This is a genomic window from Arthrobacter sp. Soil782, from assembly GCF_001428435.1.
Taxonomy (GTDB): Bacteria; Actinomycetota; Actinomycetes; order Actinomycetales; family Micrococcaceae; genus Arthrobacter_D; species Arthrobacter_D parietis.
Genome location: NZ_LMSO01000001.1, coordinates 852,762 through 866,788, shown reverse-complemented (window position 1 = coordinate 866,788; position 14,027 = coordinate 852,762). Strand labels below are relative to the sequence as shown.

Sequence of the window (14,027 nt, the reverse complement as noted above, 5' to 3'; positions counted from 1 at the left end):
TCCTTAGTAATCCACGCGGGCAGCGAGGTTGCTCCACGCTTCGAAGGGGGCCAGGGCAGTTACTTCCGCCGAGGGCGTGAGTTCGTAGTGGCGCACCGGCATGATCCGGTCCTCCACAGGGGTGGCGAAGAAGTCGTAGAAGACGGCGTCGTCAAACCCGGCCTGAGCGGCGTCGTTCCGGTCTGCTGCGAAGACGACGGCGTCCACCCGGGCCCACAGCGCGGCTGAAAGGCAGAGCGGGCACGGCTCGCAGCTTGTGTAGAGGGTGCTGCCGGATAGGTCGAAGGTTTCTAGCGCTGTGCAGGCGTTGCGGATAGCCATCACTTCCGCGTGCGCCGTTGGATCGTTGGTGGCGGTAACCCGGTTTGCTCCTTCGAATGCTCGACCGTCGAGCGTCACGATGAGCGCACCGAACGGGCCGCCGGAGTTGTGGACGTTATCAGTGGCCAGGGAAATTGCCCTGGAGAGGAACTGCTCTTCTTTGGTGGTGGTAGTCACGGTGATTCTCCCGAACGTGGGGCAGCAATCACTCGAGTACACGGGCGCCAACGATTCAGCGGTGTTCTGCGACCAGACTGCTGCGGGGTATGGGGATTTGCAGGTCCACCTGGTAGATAGCTCCGATTGGAGCCCGCCGTTGGCTTCGTTGTACGACGTTAGCAGTCAAATGTGACTTGGACCATGGTCTTGGTGAAACTTTCTTTTCATCCTGCGGAATCGTTGGCACCCTGCTGGGTCACATTCCGACACGACATGCCGCCGGGCGCCCGGGCTCCCCGGTTCGGGAGCAATCGACTGTCAAAATTTTCTCGGAAGTACAGCAAATTGAGAGGTCCACACATGAGTGCCCAAGACAACACAGCAGCCCGCCTGAAGGCCATCGTCCAGATCCTGGCGGAAGAGCCCGGCTCCCCGGTGAAGGGTGCCGATGTGCTGGCAGGCGCGGTTGCCCGGGTGCCGCTCAGCGCGTGGGAAAGCGAAGTCCTCAGCGGGGGCATTGCACGTGGCGTGAAGCGCCTGTCCGCAGCGACAGCCACCCTGGTCAAGGAAGGCCTGATCCTGAAGGGCCGCACCGGATGGACCATCACCGAAGAGGGCTCCCGCTATGCAGCCGCTCCGGGCGCCGTGGCGCTCGCCGGTAACTTCGGCCACCGACTGGGAGCCGAGGACTGGGCACCCGCAGCCGACCAGGTGCAGATGGCGTACAGCCCCGTATCCCAGAGCTGGGAACTCACCGCACAACTGCCCGCCGGTACTTACGAGTACAAGGTCGCCATCGACCGCTCCTGGGAAGAGAACTACGGCGCGTTCGGCGTCAGTAACGGTGCAAACCACATACTGCAGCACGACGGCGGTGTGGTCACCTTCCGCTACGACCACCGCTCGAAGGACGTGGAAGTGACCGTCCTGGACGGCGCGCTGGTCTAGCCCCGCCGCTCGGGCGCTATGCTCGGGTCCTCAGGACAGCCACGCCCGCGTATCGGACCAGGAAGAGCGTTATGTCTGTGCTGCCCACGGCCGAATTGCATCTGCACATCGAAGGAACGCTCGAGCCGGAGTTGATCTTCGCACTTGCCGGGCGCAACGGTATTGAGCTGCCCTATGCGGACGTTGAGGAGTTGCGCCGGCAGTACCAGTTTGCGGATCTGCAGTCCTTCCTCAACCTGTACTACGACAACATGGCTGTCCTGCAGGCGGAGCAGGACTTCGCGGACATGACGCGGGCGTACCTCGCCCGCGCTCAGGCAGCGGGCGTCCGCCACGCGGAAATCATGATGGATCCGCAGGCGCACCTGTCCCGCGGCATTTCGCTGGCCACCTGCGTCAACGGTGTCGCGTCGGCGCTTGCGGGCAGCGAGGAAGAGTTCGGCATCAGTACTGAACTCATCGCTGCGTTCCTTCGTGATGAGCCCGCCGAGGAAGCGCTCGCCGTGCTCGAACAGTTGCTGGCGATGGAGGCTCCGATCATCGGGATCGGGCTGGATTCCGCGGAGGTGGGGCATCCTCCGCGCGACTTCGTTGCCCTCTATGAGCGGGCGCATGAGGCGGGGCTGAAGTGCATCGCGCACGCGGGAGAGGAAGGACCGCCGGAGTACATCCGGGAGGCGCTCGATCTGTTGAAGGTGGCGCGGATCGATCACGGCATCCGGTGCATGGAGGACCAGGAACTGGTGCAGAGGCTTGCCGCCGAGCAGACACCGCTGACCGTCTGCCCGCTATCGAACATGCGTCTGCGGGCTGTCGACACCCTCGCCGATCACCCGCTACCCCGCATGCTTGAGCGGGGGCTGAACGTCTCGGTGAACTCGGATGATCCGGCGTACTTCGGCGGATATGTGGACGACAACTTCATCCAGCTGCAGTCAGTCTTCAGTTTCGACGACGACCAGCTCGCGCAGCTTGCCGCGAATTCCGTGCGGTCCGCTTTCATCACAGACGCGCGCCGCCGGGAGCTTCTTGCCGAGATAGAGGCGTGGCGGGCTGAGCGGCCTTAGCCTGTTTGCATGACGCTCAGGCCAGAACGTCCTTGGTGCTGAACCGGCCGTAAGCCAGGGCGCCGAACACCACCACATAACCGGCCTGAAGCAGGGCGTTCGCGGCGAACGAGTCCCACACAATCGGATCCCGCAGCAGGTCCGCGAAGCCCAGCCAGTACTGCGTCAGCAGCCACGGGTGAATCCACTCGAGCTGCGGAAGCTGCCCCACCACCTGGCTGACGACGGACGCCACGACGGTCGCGGCCATCGCGCCCACCGGAACGTCGGTGAGCGTGGACATGAAGAGCCCGACGGCGCACAGCCCCAGCAGCGACAGCGTCACGTAAAGGCACACCAGGGCAATGCGCAGCAGCGCTTCCGGCACGCCGATGCTGGTGCCGGAGAGCAGGGTCACCGGCCCGGTCGGAAACAGCAGCGCTCCCATAAGGGTGCCCACGATCGCCACGGTAAAGGTCGCAGCCAGGCAGAAGACGACGGCGCCCACATATTTCACTGCCAGCAACCGCCCCCGTGCGACGGGAGACATGAGCAGGTACCGTAGCGTGCCGGTGCTTGCTTCACCCGCGACGGTGTCACCGGCAACCACCCCGACGGTCAGCGGCAGGAACAGCGGGATCGCAACGATGGTCGCGACGACGGCAACGAAGAGCCCGTTCTGGCTCACCTGGTCGAGGAATGCGGGCCCGCGCCCGGGTGACGGACCGGAGGACAACCTCACGGCTACGGCGATCAGCACCGGTATGGCCGCGAGCGCGGCCAGCAGCGCCCAGGTGCGGCGGCGACGGAAAAGGACAGACAGCTCAGACGCCAGGAAGCGGCCTCCGGCACTCTTGCGAGGCGCTGAAACAGCAGTACTACTGGACAACGTCGAATCCCTCCCCGGTGAGCGCTACGAACAGATCCTCGAGCCCGGCCTGGTCCACGCTGAACCCGTTCACCCGTACGTCCGCCTCGACCAGCTCGCGCACCACCCGGTCCGGTGCCAGCCCTGCGGGAAGCAGCGCGGTGACGCTATGCGCGTTCGGAGTGGCGCCGTCGTCGTCGGGTGTTGTTCCCAACCGGCGGAGCACAGCGGAAGTCTGGGTCACATCGGGCGTGTTCACACGGATGCGCGGCTCGCCGGAGCGGCGCAGTTCATCGAGGCTGCCCTGCGCCACGAGCGAGCCGGCGCTGAGCACCGCGGCGTGGGAGCAGATCTGCTCGACCTCCGTCAGCAGGTGGCTGGACACGAAAACGGTAGTACCTTCCTCGGTGAGGGAGCGCACGAGGTGCCGGACTTCGCGGGTGCCCTGCGGGTCAAGACCGTTGGTCGGCTCGTCCAGGACGATCAGGTCGCGGTGCGTGAGGAGCGCGTTGGCGATGCCGAGACGCTGCTTCATCCCGAGCGAGTAGCGGCCCACCTTTTTGCCGGCGGCCTGCGAAAGCCCCACCCGTTCGAGTGCGGTCTCAACACGTTGCGGGCGTGTGGAGGGGGAGACGTAGCGGTCAGCGGCGTCGAGGCGGAGGAGGTTCGCGGTACCGGAGAGGAAGGGGTAGAAACCCGGGCCCTCCACGAGCGCGCCGACCCGGGGGAGTATCTCCTGCAGCGCTCGCGGGATGGATTGCCCGAGTACCCGGACCTCCCCGGACGTTGCTGACGCGAGGCCGAGCAGGATGCGGATGGTGGTGGTCTTGCCGGAACCGTTGGGGCCGAGGAAACCGAACACTGATCCGCGCGGCACCGCGAGATCGATGCCGTTGACCACGTCCCGGCCGCCCAACCGCTTGGTCAGGCCTGCTGTCTCGATGACGAGGTCGGCGGCCCCGCTCACTGTCCGGAAGCTACTGCCTGCAGGCGTTCAACGGTGACGGAGCCGGCGAGGATGCGGCCGTCGTCAGTGATGAGGACGTTCACCAGCGCGGTGGACAGGAGCTGACCGCCGTCGACTGCTGTGCTGAGTTGCATCAGTTCCGCTGGAATCTCCTGCTGACCGGCAGGAACAACGACGACGGCGTCCCATCCTTCGCCTACCACTGTCGGCTTTTCTGCAGCTTCCTTGTCAGTGTGCTCGCGCTGGTGCTCGCGCTGGTGCTCGGCTTTGTGATCGCCTGGATCCACCTCGGTGACCGCCGCGCCTTCCGGCGGGGTGAAGGCGAACAGTTCTGCTGACGGTTCCTCGTAGTTGATCTCGGTGAACGTGGAGCTGAACGCCGGGTCGGTGGAGCCGGCGGCAGCGACGGTGACGCCGAGAGGAAGGCCGGTTTCGCCGTCGACTGCGATCCTGACAGAACTCACGAGGGTTTCAGTGGAGCGCGGAGTCAGCACGAGGTCGTAGACTGCGCGCCCGGCGACCATGCGGTCCGAGCCGACGGTGACCTCCGTGGACGGATCGATCTTCTCGAGGAAGTGGGCGGCGACGTCATTCGGGGCGGAGGTGGCGCCGTCGGGCTTTTCGTGGTCCTCAAGTGTCGCGTGGAAAGCCTCATTCTCGTCCGAATTGTAGTACCAGAGGTCATCGCCGTTGCGGATTACGTTGCGTTCCTCAAGCGGATCGAGCACCTGGAGGCGGGCTTGATGGGGGCCGTTGACGAAGACCTGGGCGGTGTGGGATCCGGTGATGAGTTCCAGGGCGGCGCTGGCCGGGGAGGGTTCGCCGCCGTCGTCGTTAGTTGTGCCGCCTGTTGTACCACTGCCGCCAGGGCTCATCCCGCCGGCGGCCCCACCGAGGGCGGAGAGGTCCGGAAGGCCGAGGTTTGAGCTTTGTTCCACGGTGCCGTAGAAGGCGTCAGCGTCTTTCTCCTGGACCAGCGCGAGGACTTCAGCGGCGGTCTTGTCGGGAAGATCAACCGCCGCGTTGGCGCTGAAGGGGGCCACGAGCGCTGCGGCGCCCACCGCCCCGGCGGCAACGACTGCCGGAGTCCACTGACGCCATGATTTTCGCCCTGTACGAGTCATCGCGGAACTTCCTCGTTCTGGTGGTGGTTCTGGGATGGGGTCCTGCGCGCCACGCTACACCCGTAACCTGAGAATTGCGTTGGAGTTTCCGCCCTTCTCCAACCCGGAAGTTTTGCGCAGGTCCGGTGGGTCGGGGGCGTCGTGAAGTCGCCATAAATGCGCAAATGTTCCGGGTTCAGCTAGCGTGAACAACCATGGACAACGAGACGCAAGGACGCGTCGATGCGACCGTCCGCTCCAATCCGCATTCAGTGACGCTGCGGTTCCTGGCCGCACCGACGGACCTCGGGCACAGCGGCTCCGTGGACGCCGGCACGGTGCTGGAGTGGGTGGACAAAGCGGCCTATGCCGCGGCCGTCGGCTGGGCCAAGAGCTACTGCGTGACGGCGTACGTGGGGAACATCCACTTCGCGGACCCGGTGAACATCGGTGACATGGTCGAGGTCGAAGCAACAATCGTCTACACCGGGAGGTCCTCGCTCCACATCCGGACCGTCGTCTCCTCGGGCGAGGTCAAGGGCGGCGCGGCAACGATGCGCAGCCAGTGCCTCGTGATTTTTGTTGCCGTGGGGCCGGACGGCAAGCCTGTACCAGTGCCACAGTTCGTGCCCGTAACGCCGGCGGAAACAGAGCTTCGTGACCAGGCAGTTGCCCGGATAGAAGTACGGGATTCGATCGTCGCCGCCATGAGCGGGCAGCAATATACCGGCGCCGGAACCGCCGAGCGCGTCACGCTGCGCTTCCTTGCGGCGCCGACGGACGTGAACTGGGGCGGCAAGGTTCATGGCGGAACCGTCATGGACTGGATCGACGAAGCGGCCTACGTCTGCGCCACGCGCTACTGCGGCCAGGACACGGTGGCGGTCTTCTCTGGTGGCGTGCGATTCTACCGGCCGCTGTTGATTGGAGACCTGGTCGAGGTGGAAGCACGCCTCGTGTACACGGGAAACAAGGGCATGCACATTGCGGTGCACGTCCGCTCCGGCAAGCCCACGGGACGGGACATGCAGCTGACCACCTACTGCCTCACGGTAATGGTGGCTCGGGATGAGTCGGGCACCGCCGTCCCCGTTCCGCAATGGATTCCGGTCTCGGACGAGGACAAGCGACTCGCTGCGCACGCCCGTGAACTGCTCGAAATCCGGGGCCGCGCGCCGGGGAGCAGCCTTCCGAGCCACCTGTCCGGATAGCGCTGCCGATCGGGCAGGCATCAACCATTCGGTTGATCGGCACATCAACCGACGGACAAGCCGCGAATCAACCGGCCTCCCGATGTAAGCACACCCGAACTGGCCGAGAGTTGAAGAGGCAACAAATGCCGAAACTGCAACTCGAAACCAGATCGGAAGAAGTGATACGGGATGTATCTAGCTCTGCGGGATATCCGCTTTGCCAAGGGCAGGTTCGCCCTGATGGGATCGGTGGTGGCGCTGATCAGCCTGTTGCTGGTGATGCTCTCCGGTCTCACGGCAGGGCTGGCCAACCAGTCGACGTCGGGCATTGAGCAGCTGAACGCTACGACCATCGCATTCGGCGCTCCGTCCGGTAACGAACCCAAGGCTTCCTACACCGAATCACAGGTCACCTCCGAGCAAGTGAACGCATGGGCGCAGGCTGATGGAGTGGGCCATGCAGAACCGCTTGGCATAACGCAGACCCGGCTGGAGTCCGGCGGGACCGCCAACGTGGCAGTTTTCGCTGCCGATCCCGACGGAGAGCTCGCTCCCGCGGACTTGGAGCGTGGCGAGGCCGTCGTCAGTGCACAAGTTGCTGAAGATCTCGATATTGCCGTCGGCGACACGGCAGCCATCAGCGGCACTGAGCTGACCGTCACCGAGGTAATGGAAGACCAGTGGTACAGCCACACTCCCGTGGTCTGGACCACTCTTGCGGACTGGCAGGACCTTGCCCATTTGTCGGATCCGGACGTCGTCGGCACTGTGATCACAGCAAATTACGACGACGACGCTTCCCAAGCGACTCCGCTCGCTGACATTGACGCCGCCGCAGACACGGTCAGTATGACGAAGACGGGCAGCTTCTCCGCTTTGGGTGCGTTCTCCTCGGAGAATGGCTCGCTGACGATGATGCAGGGCTTCCTGTATGGGATCTCCGCGCTCGTGATCGTTGCTTTCCTCACGGTCTGGACGGTCCAGCGGACCAGGGACATCGCCGTGCTCAAGGCGCTCGGTGGCTCCAACAGCTATGTGCTGAAGGACGCCATGACACAAGCCGCCCTCGTGCTGCTTGCGGGTGCAGCGCTCGGCGGTGGGCTCGGCGTCATCGGTGGACTATTTGCCGCGCAGGCCGCGCCTTTCCTCACCACCGCAGCCACCACGGTGGTGCCCGTCACCGGCGTCATCGTGCTCGGACTGGCCGGATCCGCGCTGGCCGTGCACCGGGTGACCAAGGTCGACCCGCTGATTGCGCTCGGCGGGAACTAACCAGCCGGCACCGGCTCATACCACTCATCAGTTCAGTGAAGGACATGCTATGAACACCACTCCCAGCCCAGCCCTCACCATGCAGGGCGTCACCCTTGAATACCCAGACGGCGAGAACGGAACGCTCAAAGCGCTCGACAGCGTGAACCTGACCGCCGAGGCAGGCACCGTCACATCGCTGGTCGGTCCATCCGGCTCAGGAAAGTCCAGCCTCCTGGCGGTGGCAGCAACCCTGATCCGGCCGACCAGCGGGTTGATCACCATCGACGGGACTGACGTTACGGCCCTGAATGACAAGGATCGAACCACGCTGCGCCGCGAAAACATCGGCATCATCTTTCAGCAACCGAACCTGCTTCCCTCGCTGACCGCCGTCGAACAGTTGGTGATCGGAGAGCACCTCCGTGGAAACGCCGGCAAACGCGCTACCTCCCGCGCCATGGAGATGCTCGGCGTCGTTGGCCTCTCCGATTCCGGCGGACGGCGCCCCCACCAGCTCTCCGGAGGGCAACGCCAGCGGGTCAACATAGCCCGCGCCCTGATGGGCCAGCCGACAGTGCTGCTCGTCGATGAACCTACCGCGGCGCTGGACAATGAGCGCTCGGAGTCCATCGTGCGGCTGCTGTGCCGCATCACGCGTGAATTCAATGTGGCCACGGTCATGGTCACACACGACACCGAGTTCGTGCCCCTCACCGACGCCGTTGCCAGCATGCGTGACGGACGCCTCACCGATTCCCGGCTCATCGCCGCCTGAGGCTCATCGACCCGCGGCTCATGGCCGCAGTCCGCTATCTCGCAAAGGAAGAAAGAAACACCATGGACACCATCCTGAACATCCTCCACGTCGCTACGGCCGTTTTCATCATCGGTCCGATGGCCATACTCCCAATGACCGCTCTGCGCACCATCCGCACTGGGGCAGCCAGCCAGGTGACGACGCTCGCGAAATCGACTGCGCTCTTCACCTACCTGTCTCTAGCCGTGGCCTTTTTCGGCTTCGGGGTGCTGGGAATGGCGGACCCGCAGTACGACCTCTCCGTCACCACCCCGTGGGTGATGGCGTCACTGATCCTCTACGTCATCGCCTTCGCGCTGAATTTGATCCTCGTTGTTCCCGGTCTGCGGAAAGCAGCTCACACCATGAGCGTGAACGGTGGTCGCGGCGCCACCTACCCGGCGGTTGCCGCCGGATCAGGGACGGTCGCGCTCCTGCTCCTTGCCACTGTTGTCCTCATGGTGTGGAAGCCCTGACCGATAGCGGTCAGCCGATAGGGTTGAGCGATGCGTCACTATACGGCGGAAAGCTATGTTCGGATGCCGTGGAAAAATGGCGCCGGCTTCACTACTGAGGTGGCGCGCTCCGGCCCGGTGGAAGGGTACGACTGGCGGCTCTCCATAGCCGACGTCGCCACCGACGGGCCGTTCTCCTCCTTTCCGGATTATTGGCGGGTCATCACAGTGCTTGAAGGTGCCGGTATGCACCTGACGGTGGATAGTCAGCCGAGTGGAGCGTTGAGTCCCTTCGAAGCCTTCACGTTCGACGGCGCCGGGAGGACTGAATGCGCGCTGGTTGGTGGCCCTATTCGCGACTTCAACCTGATTTACCGGAAGGGCCGCATAGACTCCCGGCTCACCTGGATCGAATTGTCGAATGCGCAGCACTTGGTCACGGACGCGCCGACGATCCTCATCTTTGCTGCTGTAGGACAGGCGGCACTTAGATGCTCCCAGGGAGACGGACTTCTACTCGGCGAGCAGGAGCTCGCAAGAATCGAGAACGGCACCGGCGCGATGCTCTCCCTCGATATCGAGGGAGAGCGCGGCGCTCATGCTGCTGTCATCGAGCTATGGACCCGGGAGGGCGAAGGCGGGAGTCTGCCGGAGGGTTAGTAGCTCACCGTGGGTCCATCGTCGTCGGCAGCGGGTACAAATTGAGCAGCGAGGGCCTCAGATCCCCTTGCCAGCAGGGCAACGTCAGCGCCGACCAGGATAAAACCGGCGCCGGCGTCCATGTAGTGGAGAGCGGTATCGGGATTGAAGGCGTTCACACCGGCAGGCTTGCCGGCCTTCTTCGCCGCATCGAGACAGCGTTCGACGGCGGCGCGCACCTTCGGATGCTCCTGCTGGCCGAGCAGCCCCATGGAAGCGGCGAGGTCGGCGGGGCCCATGAAGATGGCGTCGACGCCCTCCACCGCCAGGATGTCCTCCACAGCTTCAACAGCTGCTGCTGATTCGATTTGAACCGCTACGCTGACGGTTTCCCCGGCCCGGGCAAGGTAGTCGGGAACACGGTTCCAACGGGCCGCCCGTGCCAGTGCCGAGCCAACGCCGCGCACTCCCTCCGGCGGGTACCGGGTGGCAGCCACAGCGGCCTCGGCCTCTGCCGCCGAATGAACCATCGGGATGAGCAGGTTTTGCACGCCGAGGTCCAGGTATTGCTTGATCAGGACAGTGTCATTCACGGGTGGCCGCACCATGGTGTGCACTGGGTAGCCGTGGATGGCTTGGAGCTGGGCGAGGATTGTCTCGAGGCTGTTCGGGCTGTGCTCGGCGTCAATCAGGATCCAGTCGAGGCCCGCTCCCGCGCACAGCTCAGCGATCAGCGGGCTACCGGAACAAACCCACATGCCGGCGAGCGGACGCTCGGCTGTGGCCATCACGTCGCGGAAAGTGGCGGTTAGCGGAAGTGGCATGTCACAGCTCCAAGCGGCCCGTAGTCGGCGTGCACGGTGTCGCCCTTATGAACCCAGAGCGGACGGGTGAAGGATCCGGCGAGAATGATGTCTCCGGCCAACAATCTGTCTCCGTGGGCGGCGATCTTGTTCGCCAGCCAGTGGACGCCCGCGGCAGGATGGTCCAGAACGCCGGCTGCTACCCCGGTTTCCTCCACGGTCTGGTTCTTGTAGAGGATGGCGGAAACCCAGCGAAGGTCCACGGCGTCGGGTTTCACCGGACGGCCCCCCACCACCATGGCGCCCATCGCGGCGTTGTCCGAAATGGTGTCCACGATTGTCCGGCCCTCCATCTCTATCCGGGAGTCCAGGATTTCGAGGGCCGGAACCACGTAGTCGGTTGCATTGAGCACGTCGAAAATGGTGCAGCCGGGGCCTTTCAGCCCGTCCTTCAGAACGAACGCGAGTTCCACCTCAACACGTGGATGGGTGTACTTGTCCCACTCCACCGAGCACCCGGTCTCCAGCACCATGTCATCGAAGATGGCGCCGTAGTCGGGCTCTGTGATCCCGGTAGCGGCCTGCATGGCTTTGGACGTGAGACCGATCTTGCGGCCTACGAGTTTGCGCCCGGCTTCCTCGTTGCGGCGCCGCCACAATTGCTGGACAGCGTAGGAATCCTCCACCGTCATGTCCGGGTAGCGGGCGGTCAGCAGGGGAACCGGGGTGCGGCTGCGGCCGGCTTCCACCAGTTCGTCGGCAATGGCCTCGATTGTCGCGTGATCCATCATGCTTACAGCTGCGCCCCGAGCTTGAACCCCTGCGGCTGGCTGTCCGCGCCGTCGTCGTCCTGCTTCCGGGTGTAGGAGAAGCCGTCGGCGCCAACGGTGACCGCCATCTCGCTCTTCTCCTCACGCTCAACCACCGGCTGTGGGTTACCGTCTAGGTCCAGGACCAGGGAGGCTTCCGTATACCAGGACGGCACAACCGGATTGCCCCACCAGTCGCGGCGCTGGTTGTCATGCACGTCCCAGGTGATGGTGGGATTGTCGGGATCCCCGGTGTAGTAGTCCTGCGTGTAGATCTCGATGCGGTGGCCGTCCGGGTCCAGGATGTACAGGTAGAACGCGTTGGACACGCCGTGCCGGCCGGGGCCGCGCTCAATCCGATCACTGATGCGCAGCGCGCCCATCTTGTCGCAAATCTGGATGATGTTGTGCTTCTCGTGGGTCGCGAAGGCAACGTGATGCATGCGTGGTCCGTTGCCGCCGGTCAGCGCCGTGTCATGGACGGTCTGCTTGCGGTGCATCCACGCGGCGTAGGTGACACCGTCGGAATCCTTGATGTCCTCGGAGACGCGGAAGCCGAGGTCCTCGAGGTACTTCCGGCCGCGCGGCACGTCCGGGGTCACCTGGTTGAAGTGGTCGAGACGGACAAGTTCACCTGCGGAATAGAGGTCGTAACGCTGGGTCAGGCGCTCCACGTGCTCCACATCGTAGAAGAACTCGTAGGGGAAGCCCAGCGGATCCTCGACTCGGACGGAATCACCGATGCCCTTGGTGAAGCCTTCCTTGCGGCGTTCGGTGCGGCAACCCAACTCCTTGTAGTACGTTTCCGCAGCGTCCACCTCAGCGGGGGATTTCACGCGGTAGGCGAAGGCGGCCACGGCAGCAATCGGTCCCTTGCGCAGCACCAGGTTGTGGTGGATGAACTCTTCGAGGGGACGCAGGTAGATGGTGTTGTCGTCTTCCTCGGTGACGTGCAGGCCGAGGACGTCAACGTAGAACTCGCGCGACCTGGCCAGGTCGGTGACCACGATCTCCATGTAGGCACAGCGGACAATGTCCGGTGCCGGGGCGGCGGGCGTGGGAACGAAGTTGGTCATGATGTTCTCTCTTCTTCGAGCAGTGCAGGAAAGTGTCTAGCCTTCGTTGGCGGCGGAGTCTTCGACGCTGCCGAACTTCGGAGTGTGGACGGCGCCAAGGGTGATGTGTACGGCTTGCTGGTCGGTGTAGAAATCGATGGAGCGGTAGCCGCCCTCATGGCCCAGACCGGAGGCTTTCACCCCGCCGAACGGCGTGCGGAGGTCGCGGACATTGTGGCTGTTGAGCCAGACCATGCCGGCCTCCACGTTCTGGGCGAAGTTGTGCGCGCGGGTGAGGTTCTGGGTCCAGATATAGGCGGCCAAACCGTACTTTGTATTGTTGGCGAGGGCCAGCGCTTCGTCGTCGTTCTCGAAGGGGGTGATTGCTACAACCGGGCCGAAGATTTCCTCCTGAAAGATCCGTGCTTCAGGCGCGACGTCGGCAAAGACAGTCGGTGCGATGTAGTTCCCTTCGGGCAGATTCTCCGGACGACCGCCGCCGGCAAGGAGCCGGCCCTCGGATTTGCCGAGCTCCACGTAGGAGGCCACCTTTTCGTAGTGCTCCGGGTGGACCAGCGCGCCGACCTGCGTCTTCGGGTCATGCGGATCCCCGACGACGATGGTCTTCGCGCGCGCCGCGTACCTTTCGCAGAACTCGTCGTAGATGGCGCGTTCCACGAGGATGCGGGATCCGGCGGTGCAGCGCTCGCCGTTGAGGGAGAAGACGCCGAAGAGCGCGGAGTCAATGGCGGCGTCGAGGTCCGCATCGGCGAAAACCACGCACGGTGACTTTCCGCCGAGCTCCATCGACAGGCCCTTAAGGTTGGCCGCGGCATTGCGGAAGATCGTTTGCCCGGTGGTGGTCTCGCCGGTGAAGGAGATCAGCGGAACGTCCGGGTGCTTGACCAGAGCGTCGCCCGCTTCCTCGCCGAGCCCATTGACCAGGTTGAAGACCCCGTCCGGGAGCCCCGCGTCCTTGAAGATCTGCGCCCAGAGGGATGCGGAGAGGGGCGTGAACTCAGCGGGCTTGAGTACCACGGTGTTGCCGGTCGCCAGCGCGGGGGCCAGCTTCCAGGATTCGAGCATGAACGGTGTATTCCACGGGGTGATCAGCCCGGCCACGCCGATGGGTTTCCGGTTGACGTAGTTGATCTGTGATCCGGGAACCTTCATGGCGTCGTCGAACTGGGCCACGATCAGGTCCGCGAAGAAGCGGAAGTTCTCGGCTGCCCGCTGCGCCTGACCCTTGGCTTGGGTGATCGGAAGGCCGGTATCGAAGGTCTCGAGCTCGGCGAGGCGGGCTTCCTGCGCTTCCACCGCATCAGCGATCTTGTTGAGGACGCGGGCACGTTCGCGCGGCTTCATTTTTGGCCAGGGACCGTTGAGGAACGCATCACGTGCGGCGGAGACCGCGAGGTCGATGTCTTCCTTCTGGCCCGCCGCCGCGGTGGCGTAGTTTTTGTTGGATACCGGGTCCAGGACATCGAAGGTCTTGCCGCTCAGTGAATCGACGAAGTTGCCGTTGATGTAGTGCTGGATGTGCGTGGGCAGGTCCTTCGGCACGTAATGGGTCTCAGAAACGGTGGACGTCATTGTTCTCTTCCTGACTGC

General features: G+C 64.1%; 15 protein-coding genes. 7 read left to right on the top strand and 8 right to left on the bottom strand.

Annotated features, from left to right (window positions below):
• Nucleotides 1–3: 3 nt before the first annotated feature.
• Complete coding sequence (locus ASH00_RS04135; RefSeq protein ID WP_056545295.1) at nt 4–498, bottom strand: nucleoside deaminase; 495 nt, start codon at nt 496–498, stop codon at nt 4–6.
• A gap of 342 nt (nt 499–840) precedes the next feature.
• On the opposite strand from ASH00_RS04135, the gene ASH00_RS04130 reads away from it, so the two are divergent.
• Nucleotides 841–1,428 carry a pullulanase X25 domain-containing protein gene (locus tag ASH00_RS04130; RefSeq protein ID WP_056545294.1) on the top strand — a complete coding sequence of 196 codons (588 nt, stop codon included), beginning with the start codon at nt 841–843 and terminating at the stop codon, nt 1,426–1,428.
• Between the two features lie 71 nt (nt 1,429–1,499).
• Nucleotides 1,500–2,495 (top strand): adenosine deaminase, encoded by a 996-nt coding sequence (locus ASH00_RS04125; protein WP_056545292.1) that lies wholly within the window; start codon nt 1,500–1,502, stop codon nt 2,493–2,495.
• Nucleotides 2,496–2,511: 16 nt separating this feature from the next.
• Here the strand turns inward: ASH00_RS04125 and ASH00_RS04120 are convergent, their stop codons facing one another.
• The 3 genes from ASH00_RS04120 to ASH00_RS04110 are packed head-to-tail and all read right to left on the bottom strand — an operon-like array spanning nt 2,512 to nt 5,433.
• On the bottom strand, nt 2,512–3,363 hold the full coding sequence (locus ASH00_RS04120) for an ABC transporter permease (protein ID WP_056545290.1): 852 nt from the start codon (nt 3,361–3,363) through the stop codon (nt 2,512–2,514).
• On the bottom strand, nt 3,353–4,309 hold the full coding sequence (locus ASH00_RS04115; RefSeq protein WP_056545288.1) for an ABC transporter ATP-binding protein: 957 nt from the start codon (nt 4,307–4,309) through the stop codon (nt 3,353–3,355). The genes ASH00_RS04120 and ASH00_RS04115 overlap by 11 nt, the downstream gene beginning before the upstream one ends.
• Complete coding sequence (locus ASH00_RS04110) at nt 4,306–5,433, bottom strand: LolA family protein (RefSeq protein ID WP_056545286.1); 1,128 nt, start codon at nt 5,431–5,433, stop codon at nt 4,306–4,308. The genes ASH00_RS04115 and ASH00_RS04110 overlap by 4 nt, the downstream gene beginning before the upstream one ends.
• Nucleotides 5,434–5,627: 194 nt before the next feature.
• On the opposite strand from ASH00_RS04110, the gene ASH00_RS04105 reads away from it, so the two are divergent.
• The 5 genes from ASH00_RS04105 to ASH00_RS04085 all read left to right on the top strand — a co-directional run bounded on the left by ASH00_RS04105 (nt 5,628) and on the right by ASH00_RS04085 (nt 9,770).
• Nucleotides 5,628–6,623, top strand: coding sequence for an acyl-CoA thioesterase (locus ASH00_RS04105; protein WP_056545284.1), 996 nt, complete (start codon nt 5,628–5,630; stop codon nt 6,621–6,623).
• 171 nt (nt 6,624–6,794) lie between these two features.
• A complete protein-coding gene (locus tag ASH00_RS04100; protein WP_056545282.1) occupies nt 6,795–7,877 on the top strand; it encodes an ABC transporter permease in 1,083 nt (360 codons plus the stop codon).
• 49 nt (nt 7,878–7,926) lie between these two features.
• A complete protein-coding gene (locus ASH00_RS04095) occupies nt 7,927–8,634 on the top strand; it encodes an ABC transporter ATP-binding protein (protein ID WP_056545280.1) in 708 nt (235 codons plus the stop codon).
• A 62-nt stretch (nt 8,635–8,696) separates the two neighbouring features.
• Complete coding sequence (locus ASH00_RS04090; RefSeq protein WP_056545278.1) at nt 8,697–9,131, top strand: DUF2269 family protein; 435 nt, start codon at nt 8,697–8,699, stop codon at nt 9,129–9,131.
• Between the two features lie 30 nt (nt 9,132–9,161).
• Entirely contained in the window at nt 9,162–9,770 is a 609-nt protein-coding gene (locus tag ASH00_RS04085; RefSeq protein ID WP_082565874.1) for a HutD/Ves family protein, read from the top strand.
• Here the strand turns inward: ASH00_RS04085 and ASH00_RS04080 are convergent.
• Genes ASH00_RS04080 through hpaE form a run of 4 tightly spaced genes read right to left on the bottom strand, consistent with a single transcriptional unit; the run spans nt 9,767 to nt 14,009 of the window.
• Nucleotides 9,767–10,573 (bottom strand): HpcH/HpaI aldolase family protein, encoded by an 807-nt coding sequence (locus ASH00_RS04080; RefSeq protein ID WP_200954739.1) that lies wholly within the window; start codon nt 10,571–10,573, stop codon nt 9,767–9,769. The genes ASH00_RS04085 and ASH00_RS04080 overlap by 4 nt on opposite strands.
• Entirely contained in the window at nt 10,558–11,343 is a 786-nt protein-coding gene (gene hpaH / locus ASH00_RS04075) for a 2-oxo-hept-4-ene-1,7-dioate hydratase (protein ID WP_056545275.1), read from the bottom strand. Before hpaH ends, ASH00_RS04080 begins: the two co-directional genes overlap by 16 nt.
• 2 nt (nt 11,344–11,345) lie before the next feature.
• Nucleotides 11,346–12,437: a 3,4-dihydroxyphenylacetate 2,3-dioxygenase gene (hpaD, locus tag ASH00_RS04070; RefSeq protein WP_056545274.1), complete on the bottom strand. Its 1,092-nt coding sequence runs from the start codon at nt 12,435–12,437 to the stop codon at nt 11,346–11,348.
• Nucleotides 12,438–12,473: 36 nt separating this feature from the next.
• Complete coding sequence (hpaE, locus tag ASH00_RS04065; RefSeq protein WP_056545272.1) at nt 12,474–14,009, bottom strand: 5-carboxymethyl-2-hydroxymuconate semialdehyde dehydrogenase; 1,536 nt, start codon at nt 14,007–14,009, stop codon at nt 12,474–12,476.
• Between the last annotated feature and the right edge of the window lie 18 nt (nt 14,010–14,027).

Excerpts from the sequence above, each read along its gene's own strand:
- hpaD (WP_056545274.1), bottom strand. The coding sequence starts at position 12,437 with ATGACCAACTTCGTTCCCACGCCCGCCGCCCCGGCACCGGACATTGTC.
- hpaE (WP_056545272.1), bottom strand. The coding sequence starts at position 14,009 with ATGACGTCCACCGTTTCTGAGACCCATTACGTGCCGAAGGACCTGCCC.
- ASH00_RS04105 (WP_056545284.1), top strand. The coding sequence starts at position 5,628 with ATGGACAACGAGACGCAAGGACGCGTCGATGCGACCGTCCGCTCCAAT.
- ASH00_RS04100 (WP_056545282.1), top strand. The coding sequence starts at position 6,795 with ATGTATCTAGCTCTGCGGGATATCCGCTTTGCCAAGGGCAGGTTCGCC.
- ASH00_RS04085 (WP_082565874.1), top strand. The coding sequence starts at position 9,162 with ATGCGTCACTATACGGCGGAAAGCTATGTTCGGATGCCGTGGAAAAAT.
- ASH00_RS04125 (WP_056545292.1), top strand. The coding sequence starts at position 1,500 with ATGTCTGTGCTGCCCACGGCCGAATTGCATCTGCACATCGAAGGAACG.
- ASH00_RS04130 (WP_056545294.1), top strand. The coding sequence starts at position 841 with ATGAGTGCCCAAGACAACACAGCAGCCCGCCTGAAGGCCATCGTCCAG.
- hpaH (WP_056545275.1), bottom strand. The coding sequence starts at position 11,343 with ATGATGGATCACGCGACAATCGAGGCCATTGCCGACGAACTGGTGGAA.
- ASH00_RS04110 (WP_056545286.1), bottom strand. The coding sequence starts at position 5,433 with ATGACTCGTACAGGGCGAAAATCATGGCGTCAGTGGACTCCGGCAGTC.
- ASH00_RS04080 (WP_200954739.1), bottom strand. The coding sequence starts at position 10,573 with ATGCCACTTCCGCTAACCGCCACTTTCCGCGACGTGATGGCCACAGCC.
- ASH00_RS04090 (WP_056545278.1), top strand. The coding sequence starts at position 8,697 with ATGGACACCATCCTGAACATCCTCCACGTCGCTACGGCCGTTTTCATC.
- ASH00_RS04095 (WP_056545280.1), top strand. The coding sequence starts at position 7,927 with ATGAACACCACTCCCAGCCCAGCCCTCACCATGCAGGGCGTCACCCTT.